Origin of the sequence: Streptomyces sp. NBC_00647 (genome assembly GCF_045207245.1) — a bacterium.
GTDB lineage: Bacteria > Actinomycetota > Actinomycetes > Streptomycetales > Streptomycetaceae > Streptomyces.
The window spans coordinates 4,983,100-5,009,261 of the sequence record NZ_CP109040.1; the positions used below are offsets into that span (position 1 = coordinate 4,983,100).

General features: G+C 69.7%; 28 protein-coding genes and 1 pseudogene. 13 read left to right on the forward strand and 16 right to left on the reverse strand.

Annotation, left to right across the window (positions count from 1 at the left end; translation table 11 throughout):
- Positions 1–485: 485 nt before the first annotated feature.
- Positions 486–1,814 (forward strand): PP2C family protein-serine/threonine phosphatase, encoded by a 1,329-nt coding sequence (locus tag OG788_RS21755; RefSeq protein ID WP_406372874.1) that lies wholly within the window; start codon positions 486–488, stop codon positions 1,812–1,814.
- Between the two features lie 99 nt (positions 1,815–1,913).
- Here OG788_RS21755 and OG788_RS21760 read toward each other — a convergent pair whose 3' ends face one another.
- From OG788_RS21760 to OG788_RS21780, 5 genes and pseudogenes are all read right to left on the reverse strand, one after another.
- Positions 1,914–2,252, reverse strand: coding sequence for a DUF2516 family protein (locus tag OG788_RS21760; RefSeq protein ID WP_406376811.1), 339 nt, complete (start codon positions 2,250–2,252; stop codon positions 1,914–1,916).
- Between the two features lie 117 nt (positions 2,253–2,369).
- Positions 2,370–2,957, reverse strand: a complete 588-nt coding sequence (locus tag OG788_RS21765) for a hypothetical protein (RefSeq protein WP_351537145.1) — start codon at positions 2,955–2,957, stop codon at positions 2,370–2,372.
- Positions 2,958–3,012: 55 nt separating this feature from the next.
- Positions 3,013–3,543: a helix-turn-helix transcriptional regulator gene (locus tag OG788_RS21770; protein ID WP_351537143.1), complete on the reverse strand. Its 531-nt coding sequence runs from the start codon at positions 3,541–3,543 to the stop codon at positions 3,013–3,015.
- Positions 3,544–3,743: 200 nt separating this feature from the next.
- Positions 3,744–4,183: pseudogene (locus tag OG788_RS21775) on the reverse strand (DUF1062 domain-containing protein).
- Between the two features lie 743 nt (positions 4,184–4,926).
- On the reverse strand, positions 4,927–5,535 hold the full coding sequence (locus OG788_RS21780; RefSeq protein WP_351537140.1) for a TetR/AcrR family transcriptional regulator: 609 nt from the start codon (positions 5,533–5,535) through the stop codon (positions 4,927–4,929).
- 129 nt (positions 5,536–5,664) lie between these two features.
- Between OG788_RS21780 and OG788_RS21785 the strand changes: the two genes are divergently transcribed.
- The 6 genes from OG788_RS21785 (at position 5,665) to OG788_RS21810 (ending at position 9,869) form a co-directional block, all read left to right on the forward strand.
- Positions 5,665–5,979, forward strand: a complete 315-nt coding sequence (locus tag OG788_RS21785; RefSeq protein WP_406372877.1) for an SDR family NAD(P)-dependent oxidoreductase — start codon at positions 5,665–5,667, stop codon at positions 5,977–5,979.
- Positions 5,916–6,425 carry an SDR family NAD(P)-dependent oxidoreductase gene (locus tag OG788_RS21790; RefSeq protein WP_406376812.1) on the forward strand — a complete coding sequence of 170 codons (510 nt, stop codon included), beginning with the start codon at positions 5,916–5,918 and terminating at the stop codon, positions 6,423–6,425. The genes OG788_RS21785 and OG788_RS21790 overlap by 64 nt, the downstream gene beginning before the upstream one ends.
- Positions 6,426–6,506: 81 nt before the next feature.
- Positions 6,507–7,181: a type 1 glutamine amidotransferase domain-containing protein gene (locus tag OG788_RS21795; RefSeq protein WP_406372879.1), complete on the forward strand. Its 675-nt coding sequence runs from the start codon at positions 6,507–6,509 to the stop codon at positions 7,179–7,181.
- Positions 7,182–7,334: 153 nt separating this feature from the next.
- Positions 7,335–7,721 (forward strand): PPOX class F420-dependent oxidoreductase, encoded by a 387-nt coding sequence (locus tag OG788_RS21800; protein ID WP_406376813.1) that lies wholly within the window; start codon positions 7,335–7,337, stop codon positions 7,719–7,721.
- A 412-nt stretch (positions 7,722–8,133) separates the two neighbouring features.
- Positions 8,134–8,802: a class I SAM-dependent methyltransferase gene (locus OG788_RS21805; RefSeq protein ID WP_406372881.1), complete on the forward strand. Its 669-nt coding sequence runs from the start codon at positions 8,134–8,136 to the stop codon at positions 8,800–8,802.
- A 191-nt stretch (positions 8,803–8,993) separates the two neighbouring features.
- Entirely contained in the window at positions 8,994–9,869 is an 876-nt protein-coding gene (locus OG788_RS21810) for a GNAT family N-acetyltransferase (protein ID WP_406372883.1), read from the forward strand.
- A 39-nt stretch (positions 9,870–9,908) separates the two neighbouring features.
- Here OG788_RS21810 and rox read toward each other — a convergent pair whose 3' ends face one another.
- The gene (rox, locus tag OG788_RS21815; protein ID WP_406372885.1) at positions 9,909–11,363 is read right to left on the reverse strand and encodes a rifampin monooxygenase; all 1,455 of its coding nucleotides are present in this window, start codon (positions 11,361–11,363) and stop codon (positions 9,909–9,911) included.
- Between the two features lie 285 nt (positions 11,364–11,648).
- Positions 11,649–12,500 carry an SDR family oxidoreductase gene (locus OG788_RS21820; protein ID WP_406372887.1) on the reverse strand — a complete coding sequence of 284 codons (852 nt, stop codon included), beginning with the start codon at positions 12,498–12,500 and terminating at the stop codon, positions 11,649–11,651.
- Positions 12,501–12,605: 105 nt separating this feature from the next.
- Between OG788_RS21820 and OG788_RS21825 the strand changes: the two genes are divergently transcribed.
- The 3 genes from OG788_RS21825 to OG788_RS21835 all read left to right on the forward strand — a co-directional run bounded on the left by OG788_RS21825 (position 12,606) and on the right by OG788_RS21835 (position 15,440).
- A complete protein-coding gene (locus OG788_RS21825) occupies positions 12,606–13,493 on the forward strand; it encodes a sigma-70 family RNA polymerase sigma factor (protein WP_406372889.1) in 888 nt (295 codons plus the stop codon).
- 424 nt (positions 13,494–13,917) lie between these two features.
- Complete coding sequence (locus tag OG788_RS21830) at positions 13,918–14,772, forward strand: nitroreductase/quinone reductase family protein (protein WP_406372891.1); 855 nt, start codon at positions 13,918–13,920, stop codon at positions 14,770–14,772.
- Positions 14,769–15,440 carry an SDR family NAD(P)-dependent oxidoreductase gene (locus OG788_RS21835; RefSeq protein WP_406372893.1) on the forward strand — a complete coding sequence of 224 codons (672 nt, stop codon included), beginning with the start codon at positions 14,769–14,771 and terminating at the stop codon, positions 15,438–15,440. Before OG788_RS21830 ends, OG788_RS21835 begins: the two co-directional genes overlap by 4 nt.
- A 192-nt stretch (positions 15,441–15,632) precedes the next feature.
- Here the strand turns inward: OG788_RS21835 and OG788_RS21840 are convergent, their stop codons facing one another.
- The 5 genes from OG788_RS21840 to OG788_RS21860 all read right to left on the reverse strand — a co-directional run bounded on the left by OG788_RS21840 (position 15,633) and on the right by OG788_RS21860 (position 21,373).
- Positions 15,633–17,744 (reverse strand): HelD family protein, encoded by a 2,112-nt coding sequence (locus OG788_RS21840; RefSeq protein ID WP_406372895.1) that lies wholly within the window; start codon positions 17,742–17,744, stop codon positions 15,633–15,635.
- A gap of 91 nt (positions 17,745–17,835) precedes the next feature.
- On the reverse strand, positions 17,836–18,471 hold the full coding sequence (locus OG788_RS21845; protein WP_406372897.1) for a TetR family transcriptional regulator: 636 nt from the start codon (positions 18,469–18,471) through the stop codon (positions 17,836–17,838).
- Positions 18,472–18,564: 93 nt separating this feature from the next.
- Positions 18,565–19,275, reverse strand: a complete 711-nt coding sequence (locus OG788_RS21850) for an HAD family hydrolase (protein WP_406372899.1) — start codon at positions 19,273–19,275, stop codon at positions 18,565–18,567.
- Positions 19,265–20,350, reverse strand: coding sequence for a phosphotransferase family protein (locus tag OG788_RS21855; protein ID WP_406372901.1), 1,086 nt, complete (start codon positions 20,348–20,350; stop codon positions 19,265–19,267). Before OG788_RS21855 ends, OG788_RS21850 begins: the two co-directional genes overlap by 11 nt.
- 138 nt (positions 20,351–20,488) lie before the next feature.
- Positions 20,489–21,373 (reverse strand): GntR family transcriptional regulator, encoded by an 885-nt coding sequence (locus OG788_RS21860; protein ID WP_406372903.1) that lies wholly within the window; start codon positions 21,371–21,373, stop codon positions 20,489–20,491.
- A 159-nt stretch (positions 21,374–21,532) separates the two neighbouring features.
- Here OG788_RS21860 and OG788_RS21865 point away from each other — a divergent pair, with 159 nt between their 5' ends.
- Positions 21,533–21,724 (forward strand): hypothetical protein, encoded by a 192-nt coding sequence (locus tag OG788_RS21865; RefSeq protein WP_356464185.1) that lies wholly within the window; start codon positions 21,533–21,535, stop codon positions 21,722–21,724.
- Between the two features lie 26 nt (positions 21,725–21,750).
- On the opposite strand, the gene OG788_RS21870 is transcribed toward OG788_RS21865, so the two are convergent.
- From OG788_RS21870 to OG788_RS21880, 3 genes are all read right to left on the reverse strand, one after another.
- The gene (locus OG788_RS21870) at positions 21,751–22,614 is read right to left on the reverse strand and encodes a GntR family transcriptional regulator (RefSeq protein WP_406372905.1); all 864 of its coding nucleotides are present in this window, start codon (positions 22,612–22,614) and stop codon (positions 21,751–21,753) included.
- Positions 22,615–22,783: 169 nt separating this feature from the next.
- Positions 22,784–23,491 carry an HAD family hydrolase gene (locus tag OG788_RS21875; RefSeq protein WP_406372907.1) on the reverse strand — a complete coding sequence of 236 codons (708 nt, stop codon included), beginning with the start codon at positions 23,489–23,491 and terminating at the stop codon, positions 22,784–22,786.
- 38 nt (positions 23,492–23,529) lie between these two features.
- A complete protein-coding gene (locus OG788_RS21880; protein ID WP_406372909.1) occupies positions 23,530–24,411 on the reverse strand; it encodes a GntR family transcriptional regulator in 882 nt (293 codons plus the stop codon).
- A gap of 186 nt (positions 24,412–24,597) precedes the next feature.
- On the opposite strand from OG788_RS21880, the gene OG788_RS21885 reads away from it, so the two are divergent.
- A complete protein-coding gene (locus OG788_RS21885; RefSeq protein ID WP_356756800.1) occupies positions 24,598–24,792 on the forward strand; it encodes a hypothetical protein in 195 nt (64 codons plus the stop codon).
- On the opposite strand, the gene OG788_RS21890 is transcribed toward OG788_RS21885, so the two are convergent.
- On the reverse strand, positions 24,782–25,690 hold the full coding sequence (locus OG788_RS21890) for a FadR/GntR family transcriptional regulator (protein WP_406376814.1): 909 nt from the start codon (positions 25,688–25,690) through the stop codon (positions 24,782–24,784). The two genes, OG788_RS21885 and OG788_RS21890, sit on opposite strands and share 11 nt — an antisense overlap.
- A 214-nt stretch (positions 25,691–25,904) precedes the next feature.
- Between OG788_RS21890 and OG788_RS21895 the strand changes: the two genes are divergently transcribed.
- Positions 25,905–26,090, forward strand: coding sequence for a hypothetical protein (locus OG788_RS21895; protein ID WP_266760158.1), 186 nt, complete (start codon positions 25,905–25,907; stop codon positions 26,088–26,090).
- Positions 26,091–26,162 lie beyond the last annotated feature (72 nt).

Here is a 26,162-nt window from a genome sequence, read left to right on the forward strand (position 1 = left end):
ATGCGTCGGCACAGGTGCAGGACAGGGCGCCGCACCTCCCTCCGGCCTGTCCACGGGTCAGGTGGAGGGCGCCGCACCTCCCCCTGATCCGCGCATGGGCCGGGTGATGCCCAGGTAATGCCCAGGTGCAGCCGGGGCACGGCGCCCTCGGCTCCCCCGGCCTGCGCACGGGCCGGGGCGTGCTGCGCCGGCTCCTGACGCCCGCACGCGGGTGGGGCGCGCGGTGCGGTGCGCGTGACGCACCGCACGTGACACACCGCACGGTTGCCCCGCCCTCGCAACCTCGGGGACGTGACCTTCGTCATCCCTGACAGAACCGCGTCCTGTCCAAATGCGTTACGGGATGCGGCATATGACGGTGGCCCTTTGCCCGACGCCGCGCCGTACGCCATTCCGTTGCGGCACCGGCGGGCGCTATGGTCCCCGTCGGTGGGTCGAGGTCCTTCGCCCACCACGCCCTCGGGGGGAGGGAAGGAACCCAGACGATGCCCGTACCCGTACCGCGGCAGAGAGCGATCCCGGCCGTGGAAAGTGGTCAGGCTCGAGCCGTGTTCTCACCCGGCGGCCCATCCGGAGACACCACCGGCGGCCACGCCGGGGCAGCACCGGAACCTCGTGCCACGGCCCCGGTCCCGAGCACCACCAATCTGACTCTCCTGGTCATCGAAGACGACCCGGCGGGTTCCCTCGGTGTGCCCGAAATGCTCGACGCGGCCGGCAAGCCGATCCGGATCCGTACCGCCCGCAACCTCACCGAGGCCGAGCGGCTGCTCACCGACGACGTCCACTGCATCCTGCTCGATCTCGCGCTGCCCGCGCCGGGCCGGGCGGCGGACAGCGCCGACGAGCTGGCGACGCTCAAGCACGTGCTGCGGCTCGCGCCCGGACACGCCGTCCTCGCGCTCACCGCGTCGGGCGACGCCGAACGCGGTGCGGAGGCGGTGCGCGTCGGCGCCCAGGACTACCTCTTCCACGACGAACTGGACAGCCGGCTGCTGAGCCGCGCGATCCGGTACGCGGTGGAGCGGAAACGTTCCGACAAGGCCGAGCGACGACTCACCGAGTCCAAGCTGCGCGCCCAGGAGAACGCCCGTCTGGAGCGCGGTCTGCTGCCGACCCCGCTCCTGGAGGGCTCCCCGCTGCGGTTCGCCGCGCGCTACCGTCCGGGCCGCTCCCGTGCCCTGCTCGGCGGCGACTTCTACGACACCGTGCGCACGGCCGACGGCACGGTGCACGCGATGATCGGTGACGTCTGCGGGCACGGGCCCGACGAGGCGGCGCTCGGTGTGGAACTGCGCATCGCCTGGCGCGCGCTGACGTTCGCGGGCCTGTGCGGCGACGAACTCCTCTCCACGCTGCAGCAGGTCCTGGAGCACGAGCGCGAGAACGACGAGATCTTCGCGACGCTGTGCACGGTGGACATCGCGCCGGACGGCCGTCGCGCCGGGCTCTGCCTCGCCGGTCACCCGTCGCCGCTGATCGCCCGCCCGGGCCGGCTCGCGGAACTGCTGCCGTACGAGAACAACGGCCCCGCGCTCGGTCTGCTCCCGAACGCCCGCTGGCCGCGCATGCAGGTGGAACTGGGTGCCGCGTGGAGCCTGATGCTCTACACCGACGGCCTGATCGAGGGCCACACGGGCGTGGGCAAGGAACGCCTGGGCCAGGACGGCATGGTGGAGATGGTCCGCCGTCAGCTCGCCCAGGGGCTCCAGGGCGAGGAGTTGCTGCGTGCGGCGGTGAACGAGGTGCGCGAACTCAACGGCGGGGAGCTGGCGGACGACGTGGCGGTGCTGCTGCTGGACCGGACGCCGTAGCGTTCTGGCCGCTGGACCGGACGCCGTAGCGTTCTGGCTCCCGGTCCCAGTGCGGGTTCGCTGTTTCCGGGGGCCTTCGTCGCCCGGCCGGGGGTGGCCTTACCTGCCGCCGTTGTACGGGCCGTACGGGCCGTCGCTGCTGCTTCCGCCGCGGCGGCCACGGCCGCCGCCGGAGACCTGGCGCAGCGCGGGGCGGACGTCGACGAAGAAGACGATCGTGGCGATCAGGCCCGCGATCTGCAGGAAGAGCATCGGCACGAGGAGGTTCACCGCCACCGTGATGCCGAGGATGATCAGCCAGAACATCTTGTTCTGCTTGTCGGCGGCGCGGTAGGCGTCCTCGCGGGCCACCGCGGCCATCACCAGCGCCACCACGGCAAGCACCAGCATGGCTGTGTAGATCAGCCACATCAGGCCGCCGAATGCCGTCATCAGCACAATGCCCACCGCCCGGATCGAGTCGTCTCTACGGCCACCGTACCCGGAGAACGGGCCGGGAACTCCGAGAGTGCCCGGCCCGTCCGCGTAAGGCGTAGTTGCCTTGCCGCCGCTCGCCTACTTCGCGGGCGGAGTCGTCTTCTTGGCGACCGGCTTGCGGGCCGGAGCCTTCTTCGCCGGGGCCTTCTTGGAGGAAGCGGACTCGGCGGCGGCCGCCGGCTTCTCCTCTTCCTTGACCTCGACCGTCTCGGTCTTCGGCTCGACGACGATGGCGAGCTCCTCGATCTCCTCGGCGGCCTCGCCGCGCCAGGTCCGTACGGTCTGCTCGCCGTGCTCGGCGACCTTCTCGTACGTCTCCCGGGCCTTGACGGCGTACTCGGCGGCGACGCCGACACCGCGCAGGGCGAAGTCCTGGGCGGACTCGCCGAGCTTCTTCAGGTCGGTGTCGAGGGTGCTGAGGAGTTCCGTCACCTTGGTCTGCAGGCTCTCCTGCGCCTCCTTGGCGCGGGCGGTGGCCTTCTCCTGGACGGCGTTCGGGTCGATGTTCTTCACGGTGTCGATGCGCGCCGGAGCCTCGGCACGGATCTGCTCCACGATGCCGGGGACCTTCTTCGCCTGCTGAACGGCCAGGTCGGCGGTGCCGGCCAGGAAGTAGAGCGGGGTCGGGTCCGTGGCGGCCTTGCGGATGTCGTCGGTGATGGCCATGGCGATGGTCCTCCCGTGATCGCTTTCAGCTGAGGGTTTTGTGATCCGCATGCGGTCAACTCGCGGTCTGCTGCGGACCGGCATCGCTGCCGTCGGCCGTGCGGGGGCCGCGGACGGCGGTGTCCTGCGAAGGCTGGGCGCCCGGTATGTCCTGAGCCACGGATACGTCGGCGCCGCGACCTTCTTCGGTCCCGGGCACTTCGATGCCGTGAGCGTTCTCGTCCGCCGGCGCGATCTCGAATCCGTTCTCCTTGCGGAAGGACTCGTAGATCTGGAGCAGCACCTGCTTCTGCCGCTCGTTCAGCGTGGGATCGGCGAGGATGACGGCACGCGTCTCCACCTCGTCCCGGTCCCGCTCGGCGTCGAGAATGCCGGCCCGCACATACAGCGTCTCGGCGGAGATCCGCAGCGCCTTGGCGACCTGCTGGAGCACCTCCGCGCTCGGCTTGCGCAGCCCGCGCTCGATCTGGCTCAGATACGGATTGGACACCCCGGCGGCGTCGGCGAGCTGCCGCAGCGACAGCTGCGCGGTGCGCCGCTGTTCCCGCAGATACTCACCGAGATTGCCGACGTTGAGCGATGCCATACCCCCACCTTGCCGCACTCTCGCTAACTATTGCAAGCACCTGCTTGCAAAAGTGTGCCACGCCACTCGGCGCGCTCCTTGAGCCTGAGCAAGACAGGTGTCGTATGTGCAGGACAACTGTCGTCGCCCCGACTCCAGCATGTCGCCAGGGCCTGTCCGGCGGTTCGGATACCGCCGGACAGGCCCCGGGCCGGAAGGACTCAGCTCCTGAGCATGGAGGTGAAGCCGCCCGAGAGCTTGCCGCTCAGGCGGACTGTCGACGCGAGGTTCCCCTCGGCGAGCAGTCTCTCGACCTGGGCTCGCGAAGAGCCGAAACCTTCGGCACTCAGACGCACCGGTCGCACAGGTAGCCCCGCCGCAAAGCGGACCGGGACCAGGCCAACCCCGGCACAGGCGCCCAGCGGCCGCGGTGCGCCCGATGCGGCGGCGGACCGTACGGCGACTGCCAGGCCGGCCGCTCGGTTCGACCCGAGCCGCCCACGTCGCGGCGCCGTACGGCCAGGTCCTGGAGCAGCTCGGCCGGCAGGCCGGGGTCGGTGTCGTGCAGCAGGTTCAGGACCTCGGGCCGTACGGAACGCACGTTGCGGAGAACTATCGGCAGGCAGGTGGGGGCGACCACCCAGTTTTTGGACACAGAGATACACCGGTTCCAGTGAGAAGACCGCAGCGAAAAGGAGCGCGGCGCACAGGTGCGACGCGCGACGGATCAGCGCTCGAGGGGTCTCACTTGGTGTACAACGGCACGTCCTTGACAGGGCGACTGCGGGCGGGAGAACGGTAACGGCACACGGGAATGCGGTTCCACGGATTTTCGGGCGCTTGGCGATACCTCGTGGCGGGCACCCGCACCACCCTCGACCCACCGGACATTCCCTAGTGGCAGCGGCCCGCAGCAGACTCACGAAGGTCGACTCGCCCTCTTGGCCGCGAAGAGCTGCGGCGGCGCCGCCCGGGTCTCCCAGCGGGTCAACCTCGATGCCGTCCGCGAGGCCCGCCCGGGGGCCGAAGCGGCCGTCGACCGCGATCACTTCGTCGCCGTGACAGGTCCGAAGGCAATGCCGGGAGACGAGGGAGCAGGCGAGTTCGGCCACGCAAGCCGGGAAGGCCCACCGAGGCGGCAGCCGCCCGTGAGGGACCCCACAAGCCGCTCGACCGCTGGCGCGAGGACGCCAAGGGGGTTATCGTCGAGAGGTAGAACGACCGGTCTTCCTACCCCTTGGGGGTGGCGTCTCGGCCTTCCGGGCGGGACTGCCGACCAGGCAAGCAACTGCCAGTGGGTCCCGGTGCACGTCGAACAGAGATGAAAGCTCCATGAAGCCAATCCGTGCCCTGGCTTGCCCGGGGTCCAACAGGGGGCCGGTATTTGGCGCGGCCTCGATGGGGTCAGCCTCCCGATCGGATCAGGCGGACCGCGTCCAGCAGGGTCTTTTGGGCGGCCGTCGAGTCGTCCAGGTAGCCGGCTGCCATCGCTCCGTCGTACAGCATCAGCAGGGCGCCGGCGGCCGACTTGGGGTCGGCGTGGCCGAGCCGGGTGAGCAGTTCCTGGAAGAGGGTGCGGATCCAGTCCCGGTGGGATGTCACCAGGCCGCGGACCGGATGGGTGGCGTCCGGGTACTCGGCGGCCGCGTTCATGAACGGCGATCCTCGAAAGCCACGCTCGCGGGCGTGCTCGGCGATCGCCTCGAAGATCAGGTCGATCGCTTCCGCGGGCGGGTGCGCGGCGGCCAGTGGTTCGGCCACGTCCTTGTAGTAGGCGTCCTTGGTCAGCAGATAGGCCACGACCAGGTCGTCCTTGGCGGCGAAGTGCCGGTAGAAGGTCGCCTTCGTCACCCCGGCCTCGGCGATCAGCCGCTCCACACCGATCGCACGTACGCCCTCGTAGTAGAACAGCCGCGACGCGGCCCTGACCAGGCGTTCGCGAGGCGGCAGGTCTCCCTCGATCGTGCTCTGCGGATGCTTGGCGTCGGTGGTCTTCTGCCCAGTGCTGCTCACCTCCCCATTGTGCCCTCGGCCCGGCCGTGAGCGGCCTCCACCCCTGTACGGCCCCTTGCCGGCAGGGCTGTCTTCCCCCTGTCCCGTACGGCCCCGAGCAACGTGGCCGTTCATCGAAAGGCTTGAACCATGACGCGTCGTCTTGAAGGAACCGTCGCTCTGGTCACCGGAGCGTCCAGCGGCATCGGCCACGCCACCGCGCTGGAGCTCGCCCGCGAGGGGGCCGCCGTGGCCCTGGTCGGCCGGCGCGAGGACCGGCTCACCGGCCTCGCCGCGGAAATCTCCGAGGCGGGCGGGAAGGCTCTGGTCGTGCCCGCGCCATCACCACCGCCCAGGCCGCCGCGGAAGCGGTCGAGCGGACCGTCGAGGGCCTTGGCCGCCTGGACATCCTGGTCAACAACGCCGGCCTCATGCTCCTCGGGCCCACCCCCGGCGCGGACCTGAACGAGTGGCGGCGCATGATCGACATCAACCTCATGGGCCTGATGTACACCACCCACGCGGCCGGCCCCCACCTGGTCAAGGCCGCCGCCGACGCGCCGCGCCAGGTTGCCGACATCATCAACATCAGCTCGGTGAACGGCCGCACGGCCTTCGCCATGTCCGCCGTGTACAGCGCCACCAAGTTCGGCGTCGGAGGCTTCAGCGAGGCACTGCGCCAGGAACTGGGACGCCAGCACGTCCGCGTGTCCGTCGTCGAGCCGGGCAGCGTCGACACCGAACTGCGCACCCACAACTCGGAAGTCGTCCAGCAGCTGATCGTCGCCGGCCTGGGCGACATCGAGCGGCTGCAGAGCCAGGACATCGCCGACGCCATCGGCTACATCGCCACCCGCCCCCGGCACGTCGCCGTCAACGAGATGCTCGTACGCCCCACCGAGCAGGGCTAGTGCCGACAGCTGTCTGAGACGCCGATGCGTAGTCGACCGAAAGGAACTGTGGGAAAAGTGAGACGGAAAAAGATTCTGGCGGTGGCGACAAATCAGGCCACCTACGGGGCGAGCAAGCACCTGACCGGCCTCTGGCTTGGTGAACTCGTCCATTTCTACGACAAGGCGGTGGCAGACGGCCGCACCGTGGATGTGGTCAGCCCGGCCGGCGGCGAGGTACCACTCGACCCTCGAAGCCTCGGCCGCCTTTTCGCCGACCGGACGGTTCGCAATTACCAAGCCGACCCCGCCTTCATGGCCTCCCTCAAGTCCACCGCATCCGTGGCCGACGCAGATCCGGACGCCTACTCCACAATCTTCTTCACGGGCGGGCACGGCACTATGTGGGACTTCCCCGACAATGCCGACCTGCGGGGAACAGCCGAGGCCATCCACGCCGGGGGCCGCATCGTCTCCTCGGTCTGCCATGGTGCCTGTGCCCTCATCAACCTCCGTGACGCCGACGGGAGTCCGCTCGTACGGAACCGCACCGTCACCGGCTTCGCGACGGTCGAGGAAAGGCTGGCCGGCGTGAAGAGCAGGGTGCCGTTCCTGCTGGAGGACGAACTGCGAGCGAAGGGAGCCACATACGTGCGCTCCACCGTCCCGATGACGCCGCACGCCGTGCGCGACGGCCGCCTGATCACGGGCCAGAACCCGGTGTCCACCAAGGCCGTCAGTGACTTGATTCTCGCCGCCTTGGCCGAGACCGAGTAACGAGTACGGAGACCTGCGGCGCCCCGCCCGATCAACCCGGCCCGGCAGCACGCCCGTCCTCAACCAAATCGAGCTGCCCCCGAACTGGCATCGCAGTACGCCGCCCAAGTGGCCAACGACCCCGAACGCAATGACAAGGAGCAGAAACGCATCATGGACGACGCGCTGCTGGAACGGCTCGGCGCCGGCAAGTACCTGCTCGTCACCAGCTATCGCAAGAACGGCACCCCGGTCACCACCCCGGTGTGGGTGGTGCGCGACGGTGACACGCTGGGCGTGCGGACCCCCGCCGACTCCTGGAAGGTCAAGCGGATCCGGGCACGCGGCGACATCCTCGTCGGCCCCTGCGACCTGCGCGGCAACCCGACGGGTGACCAGATCCCGGCCACCGCCGAGATCGCCGACAGGGCGACCGGCGCCCGCTACCGCTCACTCATCGCCCGCAAGTACGGCATCCTCGGCCGCCTCATGATGCTCGACAGCCGGCTGCGCCGGGGAGCGGACGGGACGCTGGGCATCCGCGTGCGGCTCAACCCGTGACGGGTGACGCAGCGTCGACTCCAGGCCCGGCAGGGCTCGCCGAGGAGCTGGAAGACCGGCTCACCGTGGACGGGTCCCTGACGGCGATCCGCAGGGGTGAGAGATCCATGCCGGGCGTCGAAGGTAGGTGCTGAGAGCGAGATCGACGCCGCGTAGCTGCTGGACGAGTGGGACCAAGCGCGCTTGTACATCGTGTGCATCTGGGGCTCGGAGGAGTTGCAAGGCGATGTCCGAGGCAGCCCCGGCGGCAAGGGATTCCATGGGCGGCACGACACCTGCCCTGCTCAGTCCCAGCTCCTCCGAGCGGCTCCACGACCGTCCGTTCCCGGTCCGCCCACGGGTGCCCCCTGGATCGTCGGCCGAGTCCGTTCGACCCGCTGCCCCGGCGAACCCGTCGTCCTATGGTTGGCCGATGCGCGCACACCCTATTGACCGCCCAGCCGATCTTGACGTGGTCCGTGAGTCCTATGACCGGGTGGCTGACAACTACGCCCACATGGTGCTGACGACGGGATTCGGCGACATCCGCAGGCATCCATGGCTCAAGGCGTCGATCGACGCCTTCGCCGACACGGTGAGCGGGCTCGGGCCCGTCCTCGACGTCGGCTGCGGGCCCGGAACGGTGACCGCCTACCTCGCCGAACGCGGACTCGACGTGTCCGGAGTCGACCTCTCACCCCGCATGATCGAAAACGCGCGCCGTCTCCATCCGCACTGCCGCTTCAGCGTCGCTTCCGCCACCGAACTCAGCCTCGGAGAAGCGTCCCTCGGCGGCGTGCTCGGATGGTGGTCACTGTTCAACCTCCCCCGCGCCGTCCTTCCTCAGGTCCTCGCCCAGTTCGCGCGCGCCCTGAAGCCGGGCGGACACTTCATCACCGCAACGCACGTCGGCGACGAAGACGCGGTACGCACCGAGGCCTACGGAGGCGTACCCGTTCGCTGGACGACGCACAAATGGCGGCCGGAACAGCTCGTGGACCTGATCGAGCAGGCCGGACTGCGCCCGGTCGCCGAACTTCGGCTCCCCGCGGACGAGCAAACCGGGCCGGGAGTGGTCGTCATGGCCAAGCGTCCCGCCTGAGCACGGGCGCCGGAGGCGGTGCGGGGTCTCGTGCCGGGACCCCGCACCTGGCACCAGCCGTTCCCCGTTCTGACCCGGCGGGCGAACCTGGACGCCGGGCTGAGCCCGGTCCGGCCCCGGGGCCCACCGCCCGCTTCCTCGCGCTGACGCAAAACCGTCGGGCGTTTCCACACCGTGGGAAATGATGAAGCATGCGACCGGATGGCTGGAGCCTCACCGAAGACGTCGACGCTTTTCTCGCCCGAGCCGGAGACTTTCTGCGCTCTCGGCCCGGAGCACACGTCATGCAGCTGACCTGGGCCGCGAGAGTGCGGGCGCGTGGGTCGGGGGCCTTCGGCGACGAAGCCCCCGTCTTCGGCGTGCTGGAACGAGCGGGCGAGGTCCACGCCACCTTCTACCGCCTCCCGTTCCGCGGTTTCGGCCTCTCCCCGCTCACGCCCGAGCAGGCCGACTCCCTCGCCGCCCACCTGACCGCTCTCGGGCACTCCGTTCCCTCCGTGAGCGCGGACCACAGCACGGCCACCTCCTTCGCCGAGGCCTGGCAGCGGCACACCGGCGCGACGCCGAAACTCCGCGACACGCGGCTCCGGCTGTACCGCCTCGGCACGCTCACCCCGCCGGAGCCGCCACCGGCGGGCCGGAGCCGCGTCCTGGGCGAGCAGGACCTCGAGGAAGTCATGTTCTGGTGCGGTGAGTTCGCCGGGGCGGTCGGGGAGGTCGTCTCCCTGGACGCAGCCTCCTGGGCCGGCACCCGCTTCGCCGACAAGCGCTATACGGTGTGGGAGACCCCGGACGGCACTCCCGTCTCCGTCGCGGGGATGAACCCGTTGATCGGCGGCCAGATCCAGGTGGACATCGTCTACACCCCGGCCCGACTGCGCGGTCGCGGCTACGCGGCCGCCGTGACGGCGGAGGTGAGCCGGGCCGCCCTGGCCGCGGGCGCGCGGGAGGTCGTGCTGTTCGCGGACCTGTCCAACCCCACCAGCAACGCCCTCTACCAGCGCCTCGGCTATCGCACGCTCGCCGACTGGGGTGCGTACGAGTTCACGGGTGCCGGAGCGACATGACGCCCGGACGTATCCGACCGCACGGCCACGACCGCCCGCTCAGCCGGTGGGGGCGCCGAACCACCGGGGCAGACCGCCGAGCAGGTCCTGCTGGTCCTCGCCGGCCCAGGCCACGTGGCCGTCCGGTCGCAGCAGGACCGCGGGCACGTCCAGTTCCTCGCTGACGTCGACGACGTGGTCGACCCGGTCCGCCCAGCCCGCCACCGAGAGGCTGCCGGTCCGGTCGAGCAGCAGTCCACGCCCGTCGTGCATCAGCTCGTACAGGCGGCCCCGCTTCAGCCGCACGTCCCGCATCCGCCGGCCCAGCAGCGCGTCGCCGGCGGACGCGTCGCCCTCGTCGCCTTGCCGGCCGACGTCGTAGCGGACGTCGACCGCCGTGATCATCCCGGTCACGTACCGGTTCACCTCCTCGAAGTCCATCAGCTTCGAGAACAGCTCCCGCAGCGCCACCGCACCCGCGTCGGTCCCCAGCAGCGTGATCTGCGCGCGGGTGTTGTCCAGCACGCGGGCGCCCACCGGGTGCCGTTCGGTGTGGTAGCTGTCGAGGAGACCCTCCGGCGCCCAGCCGTCGACCGCTGCGGCCAGCTTCCAGCCGAGGTTGAACGCGTCCTGCACACCGAGGTTGAGGCCCTGCCCGCCGGTCGGCGGGTGGATGTGCGCCGCGTCGCCGGCCAGCATCACCCGGTCCACCCGGTAGCGCTCGGCCTGCCGGGTGGCGTCGCCGAACCGGGACAGCCAACGCGGGGAGTGCACGCCGAAGTCGGTACCCGCGATCGCCCGCAGCCGCCGCTTGAACTCTTCGAGGGTCGGGGCGGCCGCCCGGTCCTCGGACACCCCGTCGGCGGGCACGATGACGCGATGCGTCCCGTCCCCGTTGGCGATCGTGCCGAACCGCAGATGGGTCCTGCGGACTTCCGCGACCACGGCCTCGACCCTCGTCGGGTCCTCGGTCATCTCCATGTCGCCCAGCAGTGTCTCGACCGTGGCGGGTTGGCCGGGGAATCCGACGCCGAGCAGCTTGCGCACCACGCTGCGGCCGCCGTCGCACCCGACGAGGTAGCGCGAGCGCAGCCGTGTGCCGTCCGCCAGCTCGACGCCCACCCCGGCCCCGTCCTGGCTCAGCCCGACCACTTCACAGCCACGCCGGATCTCGGCACCGAGTTCGACGGCACGCTCGTGGAGCAGCCGCTCGGTGACCGGCTGCAGGGTGGAGAGGCCGTACGGGTGCGCGGTGTCCAACCGGTCCGGCCAGGGCTTCATGATGCCGCCGAAGAAGCCGCCGGCCTGGAACTTCTCACTGACCGCGAGGAACCGCTCCAGCAGCCCCCGCTGGTCCATCACCTCGACGCTGCGCGCGTGCAGGCCGCGCCCGCGGGTCTCCTTGGTCGGCTCGGTCAGCTTCTCCAGCACGACCACGTGCACGCCGTGCAGCCGCAGCTCGCTCGCCAGCATCAGACCGGTCGGCCCGCCGCCGACCACGATCACGTCCATCACTAGAACTCCCCTATGCCGATGGTGCGTCGGGGCCGGCCCGCTCCGCGCGTCCCACCGACGGTTCGACGTCCTCGCGCGACAACAGAGGCCGACGACAGCGCGCATACTTCGCGTATCCCCGTTTTCCGCAGGTTTCCGGCCCAGGCCGACGATTCTGCGGTATGCCCCCGGCCTTGCCGCAAGCCCCCCGGGGCGCTGTACCTTGAGAGTGGCAAGGAGCGACTGACCTCCTTGCCTTTGTTGTTTGTCCACGCGCCGCGGGCCACGCAGCCGTGCGTGAGTGCCCTACCCGGCGTCGCCGACCCGCGCCGACGCGAGCGGCGCACCCTGGCCCACCCGCTCCGCCAGGAAGTCCCCCCACGTCCGCTTGCCTGTCTGCGCCCCGTCCTGCGCGAGGTTGTCGCCCGCCCGGTACGCGCGTCCCGCCTTGCCCGGGATCCGGACCGGCAGGGTCGGACGGCGCCGCTTCCCGCGGGCCTCGGCGTAGCCGTCGGCGAGTTCGGTGAGGGTGTAGACCTCGGGTCCGGCCAGGTCGGGGACCAGGCCGGACGGGCTGCCGAGCGTGAGTTCCGTGATGCGGGCCGCCACATCGCGCGCGTCGACCGGCTGAAGCCGCAGGCCGCCCGGCGCCGGGAACACCGGCAGCTTCGCCATCGTGGCCACCATCTTGAGGGTCAACTCGTTGAACTGGGCCGCCCGCAGTGTCGTCCACGGCAGTCCCGATCCGGCGATCGCGCGCTCGGCGTCCAGCTTGGACCTGAGCCAGGCCAGCGGGACACGGTCCGCGCCGATGACGGAGATGTAGACGAAGTGCCGTACGTCCGCGTCCCGGGCGGCCCGCACGAGGTTGCGGGTCGCGAGGTCGTCGCCCTTGGGGCCGCCCGCGAGATGCAGGACGGTCCCGACGCCGGTCAGAGCGGCCTCGATGCCCTCGCCCTCGAGGAGGTCGACGGCTACGTGCGCGACACCGTCGACGGTTTCGCGGCCGTGCCGGCTCAGGACGCGCACGTCGTGACCGGCCTCGCGCAACAGCGGGACGACGAGGCTTCCGAGGGTGCCCGTACCGCCGGTGACCAGGATCGTCGACGGGGTGGACGGAGTGGACCGGTCGGACGGGTTCGCCGAGCTGGTCGTCATGGCTGCTCCCAAGGTGGTGGGGGCCGGGGTGCGAAAACCCGGGCCCCGTCAGCGGGTTCCGATGTTCTACTTCACTGACACCACGGACGAAGGGAATGTGACACGGTGACCGAGAGCGCGTGGCCGGCCGAGCGTTTCGAGGAGCAGCGGCCGCATCTGCGGGCGGTCGCCTACCGGATGCTCGGCTCGGTGAGCGAGGCGGACGACGCCGTCCAGGAAGCGTGGCTGCGGGCCGCCCAGGCGGACATCGACGCCGTCGGCAACCTCGCCGGCTGGCTGACCACGATCGTGGCGCGGGTGTGTCTGAACATGCTCCGTTCGCGGGAACGCCGGCGCGAGGAGCCTCTCGACCCACGGATCGCCGACCGGCCCGTCGGCCCGGGGAGCGGCGGCGACCCCGAAGAGGAGGCCGTGCTCGCCGATTCGGTCGGAGTGGCGCTGCTGGTCGTCCTCGACACCCTCACCCCGGCCGAGCGGCTCGCCTTCGTGCTGCACGACCTGTTCACCGTGCCGTTCGACGAGATCGGCCCGCTGCTCGAACGGTCTCCCGCGGCGGTACGACAGCTCGCGAGCCGCGCCCGTCGCCGCGTGAAGGGCGCCTCTCCCCTGCCGGACGCCGATCTGGCCCGTCGGCGCCGAGTGGTCGACGCGTTCCTGGCCGCCACCCGCGGCGGAGACTTCGAGGCGCTGGTCGCCCTCCTGCATCCCGATGTCGTCCTGCACGCCGACCGGTCCGTCATCCCGACCCCCGAACCGGTCGTGGTCGGCGGCGCGGCCACGGTCGCCGGGAGCGCGATGGCCGCCACCGGCCGCGCCCGCTTCACCGGCCCCGCTCTTCTGGACGGCACGGTCGGGCTCGTCATGGCCCCCTTCGGCCACCTCAGCCTGGTCCTCACCTTCGCCGTCACGGACGACGGCCTCATCACCGAGATCAAGGTCATCGCCGAACCGGACGAACTGCGCCGCATCGAAGTCGCCGCTCTCGACTTCTGAAACACGGAAACGCCTTCACGGTCGCCGATTCGGCCGTCCTCACGGAATTCGGTATTGCCTTGCAGAGCGGAGAGGCATTACGGTGACGTTCATGACTGCCGGGTCGGCCTTGTGCCGTGAGCGAATCGGGTACCCGGCCTCCGAGTGAGGCCGGGGCGGGCCAGAGCGCCGCCCCCCGTTCTCTTCCTTCGTACGAGTTCTCTTCTCGTACGCCTTTCCGTGTGCGCCTCCCGCGCGCGCTGCCTGTGCGCACCCCCTGCGAGCTCGTGCGGGCCCCACGCCCGTAGGCGTTCTCCGCCGCGTACCCCTCGTACGGGACACGGGCCTGCGCACACGATCGAGCGATCCACCGAGCACCTGACACACCGCGGACAGCATTCACCCCGCGGTAATTCACCCTGCCCAAAAACAGAAAAGGAAGAGAATGCCCAACCCCTTCAATGAGCAGGTCATCGAGGAATTCCGCGCCAATGGCGGGCGCGTCGGCGGCTATTTCGAGGGAGCGCGGCTGATTCTGCTGACAACCCTCGGGGCACGGACGGGGACCCCGCACACGACCCCCGTCGGCTACTACCCGGACGGGGGCGAGCGGGTGCTCGTCATCGCGTCGGCCGGTGGCGCGCCCCGGCATCCCGACTGGTTCCGCAACCTCGTCGCGCATCCGCGGGTGACCGTCGAGGACGGCGTGTTCAGGTACGAGGCGGACGCCCTCGTGCTCGAACGCGCCGAGCGCGACCGCATGTTCGCCCGGGCGGTGGAGGCCGATCCGGGGTGGGCGGAGTACCAGGCGAAGACGGACCGCGTCATCCCCGTCGTCGCCCTGCGCGCGCTCCCCAAGGACGGCCCGCCGAACATCGAAGCCGACTCCATGGCCGAAGCGCTGAAGCTCGTCCACGACGCCTTCCGGCGCGAACTCACCCTGATCCGCAAGGAGGTGACGGAACAGGGCGCGGCGTCCCTGGGTGCCCAGCTCCGCGTCAACTGCCTCACTCTCTGCCAGGGCCTGCACAACCACCACACCGGCGAGGAGCTGGGCATCTTCCCGATGCTCGCCGGCCACCGCCCCGAAGCGGCGCCCGTCCTCGACCGGCTGCGTCACGAGCACGAACGGATCGCCGAACTCCTCGACGAGCTGCGCCGGGTCGTCGCTGCCGAGGACGCGGACCCCGGCCGCGTACTCTCCGAGGTGGACCGCCTCACGAGCGAACTCGAAGCCCATCTGACACATGAGGAAGAGCAGTTGATCCCCTTCCTGGACCTCGCCGGAGCGACCCGGTGATCGCGCTCGTCACCGGCGCCAACCGCGGTATCGGCCACGAGGTCGCCCGGCTGCTGGCCGCCGCGGGCCACACCGTGTATCTGACGGCCAGGTCCGCGGAGGCCGCCGCCGACGCCGCCGGAGCCATTGGACTGCCCGAGGTCCGCCCGCTCCGCCTCGACGTCACCTCCGAGGCGGACATCGCCACGGCGGCCCGGGACATCGACGCCCTCGACGTGCTGATCAACAACGCGGCGATCACGTACGACACCTGGCAGCGCGCGACGACCGCCGACCTGGACGTCGTACGCCGGGCGGCCGAGACCAATCTGTACGGGCCCTGGCGGCTGACCCAGGCGCTGCTCCCGCTGCTGCGCGCGAGCGAGCACCCGCGGGTCGTGAACGTGTCCAGCGAGGCCGCGTCCCTCGCCGGCATGGGCGGCGGAACCCCCGCCTACTCGGCGTCGAAGGTGGCCCTCAATGCCCTGACCAGGATGTTCGCCGCCGAACTGCGTTCCGACGGGATTCTGGTGAACGCGGTCTGTCCGGGCTGGGTCGCGACCGACATGGGCGGGCCGGGCGGCCGACCCGTCGCGGAGGGCGCCGCGAGCGTCGTCTGGGCGGCGACCCTTCCGGACGACGGCCCCACCGGGGGCTTCTTCCGTGACGGCCGCCCCCTGTCCTGGTGAACCGCCGGGGGCCACTCGGACGGGGATCACCGGGCCGGGGTCAGGAGGGCAGGGATCACCGGGCCGGGGTCAGGAGGGCAGGGATCACCGGGCCGGGGTCACGGGGACAGGCATCACCCGGGCTGGGATCACCGCGGCCGCGGCACGGGGGCGACGGTCACCAGGGCAGGGGCCGCGGCACGAGAGCGACGGTCACCAGGGCAGGGGTCGGGCGTGGATCACGTCCAGGCGTGACACCGCCCGGGTCAGCACCACGTAGAGCCGGTGCAGCCCGCGGGACTCCGCCTCCGCGATCGCGGCCGGTTCCACGGCCACGACATGGTCGTACTCCAGCCCCTTGGCGAGGCTCGCTGGCAACACCGCGACCCGGGCCCCCAGTTCATCGGCTCCGGCCGCAGTGATCCCCGCGGCGCCGAGCGCCTCCCGCACCCGTACGACATCCGTGTCGGCGGTGATGACTCCGATGGACCCCTCGTGCTCGAGCGCCTCCCGCACGGCCGCGACGGTCTCGGCCGAGGGGTCGGAGGTCGGCCGGATCGTCAATTCGCCGTCCCTGCGCAGTGATCGGGCAGGAGGAACGCCCACATCGAGGCGGTCCAGCACCCGGTTGGCGAGTTCGACGATGACCTCGGGCACCCGGAATCCGGTCGTCAGGGGGACGACGTCGGCCTCCGGCTTGCCGAGATGGAGCAGGAGTTCGCCCCACTCCCGGGCCGCCCAGGGAGTCGTGCCCTGCGCCAGGTCACCGAGCACGGTCAGCGACCCGAAAGAGGCCCGCCGCGCGATCGCCCGGCACTCCATCGGCGACAGATCCTGCGCTTCGTCGATCACCAAGTGGCCATATCCCTCGGGGTGTTCGATGAGGCCGGCGATCTCGTCGAGGAGGACGAGATCGGCGGCCGACCACCGCGCCGACTTCCACGAGCGCGGTGGCTTCGCCCACAGGACCGCCTTGCGCTCGTCGGCGTCGAGGATCCCCTCGGCCGCGCGCTCCAACGCGTCCGCGTCGGTCAGGAGTCGGGTGAGCAGTTCCTCGGGACGCACCCGGGGCCACACCGCGTCGACGTACGCGCCGACCGGCCGGGCCCGCGAGATCCGCTGCGCCCAGGCGTTCGTCTGCGGCCCGGCCCGCAGCTCGGCCCGCTCCCGCACGTACCGCACGACCCGCGTCCGTACCCGCTCCCGCCCGACGGCGTACGGCGGTTCCTCGGCGCGTACGTCGTCCACGATGCGGCGCAGCACGCCGACGGGGACGCGCCAGCGGTACGTCCCGTCCGGCACGGCGACGGGTTCGGCCGGTACGCCGATGTGCCCGTACAGCGCCCGGCGCAGCACCTCAGCCATCCGGGCGTCGTGCTTGACGACCGCGGCACGCTCCACGTCCTCGCCGGTCACCGGGTGGCCGGCGATCTCCTCCGCGATCGTCGACTGCCGTACTCCCGTCTCCCCGAGTGCGGGCAGCACCTCCGCGATGTACGACAGGAACGTGCGGTTGGGGCCGAGGATCAGCAGGCCACCGCGGCGGATGCGCTGCGGGTGCGTGTAGAGGAGGTAGGCGGCCCGGTGCAGGCCGACGGCCGTCTTGCCGGTACCCGGGGCGCCCTGCACACAGACCGAGGACGCGAGATCACCCCGTACCAGATCGTCCTGCTCGGGCTGGATGGTGGCGGCGATGTCACGCATCGGTCCGACACGGGGGCGCTCGATCTCCCCGGCGAGGATCGAACCGCCGTGGCCGGCCGAACCCCCGGCAGCCCCGATCCGGTCCGCCCCCGCCCGCTCCCTCCCCCTCCACTCCGCCCCGATGTGCTCGTCCTCCAGGCCCGTGAGGTCGCCGGAATCACCCCGGCTCCCCGGGGCCCAGCCGAAGCGGCGGCGGACGGCCACGCCCTGGGGGTCGCGGACGCTCGCCTGGTAGAAGGCACGCGAGACCGGGGCGCGCCAGTCGACGACGAGGGGAGGGGCGGCGGGGTGCTCCCTGATCCGCAGCCGCCCGATGTGATAGCTCTGCCCGGCGTGGTCGCCGGCCGCCGCACGCGCCTCCTCGAAGTCCAACCGGCCGAAGAACAGGGGCCCTTGGGGCAGCTCGCGCAACTCCTTCGCCTGGCTGCGCAGCACATACCCGAGCACCTCGGCGTCGGCGCCGGAGGCGGAGACGTCCTCGCCGGTGACGACCTGCTCCTCGGCGCCGTCGACCATCGCGGCGAGGGCGGCGCGGCAGGTGTCGTGGAAGGCGCGCTCACGGGAGAGGAAGCGGGCGAGCGGCGGGTCCGGGGCATGCCTCCGGGAGGGGTCGGGCGTCATTCCATCCAGACTAGCGGAATAACGTTACCGAGTAACATTATTTACCTGGGCAGATCAGGTCGGAGGCGCGGATACCCGTCTCACCCAGCCCTCAGGCAAGCCCCGGAAACCCCGCCGCCAGCTGCGCGAAGGCCCGCTCGGCCGCCACCACGGCGTCGCGACGCACGTCCGCCGCGCGCTCGCCCGCCGTGATCCGCCGCACGTTCTCCTCGGCGAGGATGCGGCGCACGGCGGTGATCTGTCCGGCGGCGAGCCGCGCGTCGAGCGGGTCTCCCAGCGGCTCGGCGAGGGCCTCGGCGAGCGCGGCCTCGGACCGCTCCAGGTACCCGTACAGCCGCGCCACCAGCGACGGCGTCCCGTACAGCAGCCGCTGGAATGCCAGGACGGCGGGATGTTCGTTGAGCCCGGTGACGGGATCGTCGCGCCGCAGCCCGTCCAGGAAGTGCTCGCGGAGCGCGCCGATCGCGGACCTCCCGGCCGCCCGCCCCTCCTCGACGACCCGCGCGGCCTCCGTCTCGTGGTCCGCGAACCGGTGCAGGACCAGGTCCTCCTTGGAGGGGAAGTACCGGAAGAGCGTCGGCTTGGAGATCTCGGCGGCGGCCGCGACCTCGGCGACGGACACGGCGTCGAACCCCTTCTCCAGGAAGAGACCGATGGCGATGTCGGAGACGGCCTGGTACATCCGCTGCTTCTTGCGTTCACGCAGTCCCGCGTTGCCGCTGCTCATGGTCGTGAAGCGTAGCTCCGCCGCCATCGCGGCTTCCAACCTGCAACCCCAACGGCTCCTGCGCCCTGTGTGTCGCGAGCGACACCACAGCCGCTACATCCGATCGAGCAACGGAACATACGAGGTGAACACCGGCTTGGCTCCGGCCTCCCGCAGCCTTGCCCTCTTCTCCGAGTTCCGGCCGTATCCGATGAAGCGGACTCCGGCCCTGTGCGCCGCCTCTACGTCGGACGGGGTGTCGCCGATCATCACCGCGTCCGCCGCCGCCGTGTTCAGGCTCCGCAGTGCGCGGATGACGACGTCGGGATGCGGTTTCATCAATTCGGGGCTGGCGGTACGGCCGTGGACGCTCGCGAAGTACTTCGCCAGGCCGTGGGACTGCAGGTAGGAATCGACGGCCCGGGGCGAGTTGTTGGTGACGACGGCCAACCGGTAGCCGCGCTCGGCCAGCAGTCGCACCAGTGAGTCGGCGCCCGGGGTACGCCATGCTCGCCGGGCCGCCTCCACCTCCCCTGCGGTCACCAACGCTTCGAGCTCCGCGACCAGGTGCCCTAGATCCCTCTGCCCCCGCGCACGGTGCATCGCCCGCAGTACGACATGAGGATCCTTGTCCGCACGCTCCCGCTGCGTCAGTACGTCGACCAGATCCTCACCGTCGACGCGGGCCCGGAGTTCGTCGGCCACGCGCATCGACGAACCCTGTGGGAAGAGCCTGCAGATGGGCCCGTCGAAGTCGAAGAGGACACAACGTACGTCCGCGAGCAGCTCCCGAACGTCTCTGATGTCATCGAGGTCAACGTTCATGCCGCTCCATCCGCCACTCCATGTCCGCGGCGTGCCACTCCCGCAGCGCCTGCACCGCCGCCCTCTCGTCCAACGGGTCGTCCACGAGCGCCAGTGGCTCCCTCGCACGGCCAAGGGCCCGGCACACCCGCTCCGCGGCATGGCCGAATTCCGGCTCCTCGGGGTGATCGGAAAGTGCCAGAGCGGCCCGCATCACATCGGGGAACACCGACTGAACGTATTCGAAGGAGAGGTACACGCGCAGGTCCCGGTCGACTCCCCGCGTCATGTCCGCGTGATCTGCGCGTTCCATCGCCTTCGCCCACAGCCGGACCATCAACTCGTGCTCCGTCTTGTCGTAGTCCATGCGCACCAGATGGGTAGCCAGGTCATGCAACGGATCTCCGTACAGCGCGAGTTCCCAGTCGATGACCGAAAGACGCTCGCCCTCCGCCCCGGCTGTCACCACCACGTTGGCCCGGTGGACGTCCGTGTGCAACAGGGCAAACGGACGAGGCGTGAGCTCCGGTACGGAGCGTAGGAATCGGTCCACCGCATCGCGCGGGATGCCGACCGCGTCGAAGAGGTCTCCGAAGCGAGGCCGGTTGGCCCGGTGCACACTCCGCTCCGCGAAGTCGGCCAGCCAGCACAGAAACCCTCGGCTGTCCCTGTCCTTCGGCCAGTCGGCCGGAAGCTCGGGCAGTTCGTCTTCCGGAACGGTGGTCAGCCGCGCGAAGAACTCCGCCAGCACCGCCAGCCGCCGACTGCCGATCGGCCCCACCGGGACCAGGTCGGCCAGAGAGTGTCCCGCCAGATAGGCGTGCAGTGACCATTCTCCGAAGTCCGCAAGACAGCGAGGCACGTCATTCAGTCGCCTGCTCACCACCCTCAACACCTCCGACTCACGCCGCCAGATCCGGGGCACGACCTCGACGGTCCGGAAGGGGGTGCGGAACTTGGCTTGGACCTGGCCGGATTCGATACCCAACAGGAACGCCAGCGGTTGCCCCAGCGGCACGATGTGATTGCTGTTGTGGTGGCCGGTAACCACCTCCCCCTCCGGTCGGCGGCGACGCGCCTCGGCGAGACGGCGCACCAGCGCCTGGTGCGCCCTGCGAGGCAGAGGGGACGACATGAGCGCTCAGAGTAGCCCTTCACGTGATCGGCGTCACACCGTGTCACTATCTGGACGCTCTCGCCCGGGGTCGATCTCTCGTGCCTTGCTGTTGGCCGCTCAGGCGCCGACCTCCTCCACGCCCAACTCCTCCCAGCACGACTCGAACCAGCCTTGCTGGCCGGCGAAGAAGGTGGTGTCGTGCGAGTCGGCTTCGTCCTCGCGCCGGTGGTACGAGAGGGGCGAACCCAAGCCGAGCACATCCAAGGCCTCGATCTCGGTCCGTGCGTCGTCCTCCAACGCGATCGTGCGCCGGATCACTTCGTACGGGCCATGCAGCATCTCGGTGTCGTTCAGCACGTACAGCTTGAACTGAGGGGTCAGCGGCACCCGGCGGATCGTCAGTGCGGCATCCACCTTCCCCTTGGCCCGCAGGTCGCCGATCAATGCCCGGGACTGGTTGCAGTGCCGCCGGGCCATGTCCCGCCAGCGCTCCCAGATCCGGGGATCATCGGCGGCCACGGCTCGGGGGTAGGCGAGCGTCTGGTCTTCCGACGGCAGCATCAGGCGAACGGTCAGCCGCTCCGGCACTATCTCCCGCTCGTTGATCCGGCCGATCTGGACGTTCAGATGGCTGTAGAAGGTCTCGGAGGTGAGCGAGAAGACGTCCAGAGACACAGTCGGCTGTTCGAACGCCGCATCGATCAGCGGACGCAGCGACGCCCGGCCGGGCCGCGTGGACCGCCCCTCCACCGACGGGCCGACGGGCACCTTCAGCACCCGGCTCCCACTGCCCTGCCGCGCCTCGATCCAACCCTGCCTGGCCAGCTGTCGCAGAACTCGCTGCACCGTATCCCTGGACACCCCGAACTCGGCCGCCAGCTCCCGCTGCGGCCGGAGCAGGCCCCCGGGGTGGTACGTCCCGTTCGACAGCTGTTCCAGGAGAGCCGTCTCCACGCGAGCGAACTCGCGACCTCCGCTTTCCGAACCTCGCGACTCAGTCACACGCCGAACCTACCGCCTACGGCCACGCGACACGCCACTTTCAGACAAATCACACTTCCCATTGGACTGATAGTTAGGACGCCAATCCAGCAGGGCACAACCAATCTAAGTCAACCAGTCCAATTGGCGGGTAGGTTGGCGACAACCCAAGGGGGTCCGATGAAGATCACACCTTTGCTGGAGCTCACCGTAGCTGCCCTGGTGATCGGCTTCGAGCAGATAGTGCAGTGGAAGTTCGGCGCCATCGGAATCATGGGCTTGTGCCTGTTGGGGATTGGACTGAAGTCACGCAACTCGACGTGCGCGTCAGTCGGCGCCGTGCTGTTGGTCCTGCTGATGGCCCGGGCGTGAGCGTGCCGGCCCCTTCCGCGTGCCGGTCAGGCGAGCGACAGCTCCGTGGAGATGGTTTCCCAGAGGGAGTCGAACCACTTGCCCGACTGCTCCACGAAGGCGGCGTCGCGTTGTGAGGACCTGCTGTCGAAGGGGAGAAGAATCGAGTCCACGCCCCGCACGTCGTGCAGCTCCAGCGCTCCGCCGTCCTTCGGCTCCTCATGCTCGGCAACCAAGTAGTAACCCACCAGCGTCTCTGTGCCGTTCAGCACGTAGAGCTTCATCGGGGGTGTGAACGGCACGACCCGAAAGGTGACATCGACGCTGATCCCGTACGCGTCCCGCAAGGCCAGGAGGTTGTGCTTGACCACCGTCACCTGCGAGTTGCGCAGCGCCAGCCAGTGCTGGCGAACCTGGTTGTCCTGATCGCGGTCTTGGCCCCAACCGTCCAGGGGGGCAGGGAAGGCCAGCTGGATCTTCCTGCTCGGCAGCAGGACGCGGAGACTTATCGACTCGGGACGTATCTCACCGGCGTGAATCCGCTGCAGGGGTGCACTGAGGGCGACCATCAGGGTCTCGGACGTCAGGCAGATGACGTCAACGCTCACATGCGGCACCGAGAAAGCCTCTGCAAGCATGGGCGCAAGCGTGACCATCGTGGATTGCGGCTCGCGGCCCGACGGCCGAGGTTCAGCGATGCGGGGTGGGCTGCCCTTCGTGACGTTCACGAGCAGCCCGTCATTGTGAAGTATCCGCAGAGCCTGGCGCACGGTACCGCGCTCCACTCCGAACTCCTGAGCCAGATCAGCCTGAGTGGACAGCCGGTCTCCGACCCTGAGCTGTCCTGTGCGGACGCGGTCTCGCAAGATGTCGGCGATCTCGGTGTGAGTTCGCCTGATGATGCCGTTCACTGCAACGCTCTCCCGAATCATGACGAGACGCTACAACTCCGCGCCTTCCCGTTGCCTTCATCGACAGCCGCCCGCTGATGGTGCCAAAGCCCGCCAACCTCAATACAGTTGGCTACCAACTTCCCCCACCCGCGCTTCACAAACGAAACGCGCTCGTCGAACTCTTCCCTCACATCTGCCCCCGCAGCACACGCAGCAGCGGCCACAGTGAGCTCACCACGGCGGTCGCCCCGGTACTGCGCAGCAGATCGGCCTTCTCCACGTTGGTGGCGTAGCCCAAGAACGGGACCCCTGCCTCCCGGGAGGCGATCAGGTCCGCCGGGGTGTCGCCGATCATGAGCGCGGCGGAGGGCGCGGCACCCAGGGCGTTCAGCGCACGATTGAGCGAATGCGGATGAGGCTTCAGGAGGCCGAGATCCTGGGTCCGGCCGTAGATGTTAGGAGCGAAGCACGCCAGGAGATCGCGGCTGTCCAGGTACCGGCGGACCGCGAGCGCGGAGTTGTTGGTCGCGATCGCGAGGCGCACGCCGACGGCGCTCCATGTCCGTATGAGGGGATCCGCGTAGGCAGTGGGCCAAGCGGTAGGCACAGCCTTGAGTTCGTGCCGGGTGAGCCACTCCTCCAACTCGGCGACCAGATCGCTGTCCGGATGACGCTGGTCAACGGCGCGCAGGAGCAACCAGGGATCGGGATGGCGCCGTTCCTCATCCGTCAGAAGCTCTCTCAGCCCGTGCAACGCGAGCCACTCGACCAACTCTCCTGCCACGCGCTGCGCTGTGTACTGCGCGAACAGTCGGCAGATCGGCCCATCGAAGTCGAAGACCACGAAGCGGGCGGATGTGATCAGTTCTTGAACGGATTCCGTCTCAACTGGCATCAGCTCAGTCTGGGGCGTATCAGTCGTATCAGAGGCCACTAGGAGAGTGTCAGGTCCGTGCTGATGGTTTCCCAGAGGGCGTCGAACCACTTCTGCGATTCCTGCACGAAGGCGGCGTCCCGCTGGCCGGCCCCTTCCTCGAAGGAGAAGAGAAGGGAGTCGGAGCCGAGGACGTCGAACATGTCCAGGACTTCGCTCTCCACGGTCTCCTCGCGCCTGGTGATCATGTAGTACGCGATCAGCGCTTCCGACTGGTTGAGCAGGTAAAGCTTCACCGGTGGGGTGAAGGGGAGCGCCCGGAAGGTCACGCGGACGTCGATGCCGTGGGACGAGCGCAGGGACTGGAGATTGTGGCGCAGGACGTGCCCCTGGGCGTTGCGCTGCTCCAACCAGCGCCGGTGGACCGGGTCGTCGTCGCTGCGGCCGTCGACGGAGATGGGGAACGCCAGATTGATCTCCCGGCTGGGCAGCAGGAGCCGGACATCGATCGACTCCGGGCGAATGCGGCCCTCGTGGATCATGCGGACGGGTTCGCCCAGGGCCAGCATCAAAGTCTCCGCCGTGAGGCAGGCGGCGTCGACACGCACCTGGGGCGCCGAGAAGGCGACCGCCAGCCGCGGCGCCAGCCCGGCCATCGTCGGCTGCGGCGCCTCCCTGTTCGGGGAGGTCGTCGCGATCCGCGGCGGGCTGCCCTTGCTGACGTTGCTGAGAAGGCCGTCCTCCTGGAGCGCGCGCAGTGCCATCCGGACCGCACCGCGCTCGACGCCGAACTCGTCGGCCAGCTCCGCCTGGGTGGGCAGGCGGTCGCCCGCCTTCAGCTCGCCGGAACGGATGCGCTCCCGCAGGGCGTCGGCGACCTGCTGGGGCGAAAGCCTTCTGCCGCTGTCACTCACCACAACGTTCTCCTGAGTCACGACCAAACGGTACAACTCTCCCCCATCTACGGGGAGTTGTTTGAAAGTTGTTTATGGACAGTCACCAAGTGGGGACAACATAGGCATAGTTGGTTGCCAACTTGGCCAAGATGGCGGAACTTTTGCCTCCTCTCGACCATCTGCGGCATCTGCCACCCCGAGCACGTCACTGAAGAAGCAGGAGGAACCACCATGCCCGCCCTCGCCCTCCTCTCCGCCGTCTTCGTCGTCGGCTTCGAGCAACTCGTTCAATGGCAGTACGGACCGGCGGGCATCGTCGGACTGCTGCTGCTCACCATCGGGATCAAGGCGAAGAGCCCCACGTGCAGCTCGGTAGGGGCCGTGGTACTGGCCCTGATGGTCGCCGGGCCGGCCATCAGTTCGTGAACAGCAGTTCCGAACTGATGGTCTCCCACAGCGCGTTGAACCAGAGGTGGGACTGCTCCACGAACGTGGTGTCCCGCAGTCCCGCCCCCTGGCCGAAGGGAAACAGCATCGACTGCGTGCCCTCGACGTCGTACATCTCCAGGTATTCGTGGTCGATCTCCTCGCCCCGCCGCGTGAGCGTGTAGTACGCGAAGAGCGCCTCCGCCTCGTTGAGCAGGTACAACTTCACCGGCGGAGTGAAGGGCAGCGCGCGGAAGGTGACGTTCACGTCGATGCCGTGCGTGGCCCTCAGCGCCAGCAGGTTGTGCCGCAGCACCTGTCCCTGGGCGTTGCGGTTGGCCAGCCAGCCGCGCTGGAGCCGGCCGTCGGAGCCCGCGTCGACCGGTGCCGGGAAGGCCAGGTCGATGTCACCGCTCGGGAGCAGCACCCGGACGTCCACCCTGGCCGGTTTTATTCGCCCGGCGTGAATCTGCCGCAGGGGCTCGCCCATGGCGAGGGTCAGCGAGACCGACGTGAGACAGAGGGCGTCTATCGCCACACGAGGAGCGGCGAAGGCGGCCGCTATGCGCGGGCCGAGCGCCACCGTCGTGGGCAAGGGTGCGGCTCCGGGCCCGGTCAGAGCCCCTTCCGGTTGGTCCGCGACCGTCGCCGGGCTCCCCTTGGACACATTGACGAGCAGGTGCTCCGACTGCAGGATGCGCAGCGCCTGGCGCACCGCGCCGCGCTCGACGCCGAACTCGTCGGCCAGCTTGGCCTGGGTCGGCATGCGCTGGCCGGCCCGCAGCTGACCGGACCTGATCCGACTGCGCAGCTCGTCGGCCACCTCGCGGTGTGACCTCGGCGGCCGTGGTGACCTGTTCCGCCCGTTGACGGCGGCGTGCTCCGGCTCCACAACCAGAACACTACAACTTCCCGCCATCTTTGGGCAGTTGCCGGATAGGTGGTTATGAGTCGCCCCAACACGGAGATAACTAAGGATGAGTTGGTAGCCAACTTGCACAACATGGTCAAACTTCCGGAGGGTTGGCCGCCGAAGCCCCGCCTGCACGGCAGGTGGTCGGCGGACGGTCCTCAGCGGGGGTCCGCCTCCCCGTCCCGAAGGAGGGACCGTCATGCCGCTCGTCGCCCTCGCCGTCGCCGCCCTTGCCATCGGATTCGAGCAACTCATCCAGTGGGAGTACGGGCCGATGGGCATCATCGCGTTCGTCGCGCTGTCCGTCGGGCTCAAGGCCAGGAACACCATGATCAGCGGCATCGGGGCCGTGATCCTCGTGATGCTGCTCGCCCAGTCCGGCTGACCGGACGCCACCGTCCGCCAGTCCGGCCGACCGGGCTCCCCTCCGGAGGGGAGCCGGGAGCCCGGTCGGTCC

Excerpts from the sequence above, each read along its gene's own strand:
- OG788_RS21770 (WP_351537143.1), bottom strand. The coding sequence starts at position 3,543 with ATGGCATCGCTCAACGTCGGCAATCTCGGTGAGTATCTGCGGGAACAG.
- OG788_RS21885 (WP_356756800.1), top strand. The coding sequence starts at position 24,598 with ATGCCCGCCCTCGCCCTCCTCTCCGCCGTCTTCGTCGTCGGCTTCGAG.
- OG788_RS21840 (WP_406372895.1), bottom strand. The coding sequence starts at position 17,744 with ATGACGCCCGACCCCTCCCGGAGGCATGCCCCGGACCCGCCGCTCGCC.
- OG788_RS21805 (WP_406372881.1), top strand. The coding sequence starts at position 8,134 with ATGCGCGCACACCCTATTGACCGCCCAGCCGATCTTGACGTGGTCCGT.
- OG788_RS21895 (WP_266760158.1), top strand. The coding sequence starts at position 25,905 with ATGCCGCTCGTCGCCCTCGCCGTCGCCGCCCTTGCCATCGGATTCGAG.
- OG788_RS21810 (WP_406372883.1), top strand. The coding sequence starts at position 8,994 with ATGCGACCGGATGGCTGGAGCCTCACCGAAGACGTCGACGCTTTTCTC.
- OG788_RS21765 (WP_351537145.1), bottom strand. The coding sequence starts at position 2,957 with ATGGCCATCACCGACGACATCCGCAAGGCCGCCACGGACCCGACCCCG.
- OG788_RS21830 (WP_406372891.1), top strand. The coding sequence starts at position 13,918 with ATGCCCAACCCCTTCAATGAGCAGGTCATCGAGGAATTCCGCGCCAAT.
- OG788_RS21865 (WP_356464185.1), top strand. The coding sequence starts at position 21,533 with ATGAAGATCACACCTTTGCTGGAGCTCACCGTAGCTGCCCTGGTGATC.
- OG788_RS21850 (WP_406372899.1), bottom strand. The coding sequence starts at position 19,275 with ATGAACGTTGACCTCGATGACATCAGAGACGTTCGGGAGCTGCTCGCG.
- OG788_RS21875 (WP_406372907.1), bottom strand. The coding sequence starts at position 23,491 with ATGCCAGTTGAGACGGAATCCGTTCAAGAACTGATCACATCCGCCCGC.
- OG788_RS21755 (WP_406372874.1), top strand. The coding sequence starts at position 486 with ATGCCCGTACCCGTACCGCGGCAGAGAGCGATCCCGGCCGTGGAAAGT.
- OG788_RS21845 (WP_406372897.1), bottom strand. The coding sequence starts at position 18,471 with ATGAGCAGCGGCAACGCGGGACTGCGTGAACGCAAGAAGCAGCGGATG.
- OG788_RS21820 (WP_406372887.1), bottom strand. The coding sequence starts at position 12,500 with ATGACGACCAGCTCGGCGAACCCGTCCGACCGGTCCACTCCGTCCACC.
- OG788_RS21785 (WP_406372877.1), top strand. The coding sequence starts at position 5,665 with ATGACGCGTCGTCTTGAAGGAACCGTCGCTCTGGTCACCGGAGCGTCC.
- OG788_RS21800 (WP_406376813.1), top strand. The coding sequence starts at position 7,335 with ATGGACGACGCGCTGCTGGAACGGCTCGGCGCCGGCAAGTACCTGCTC.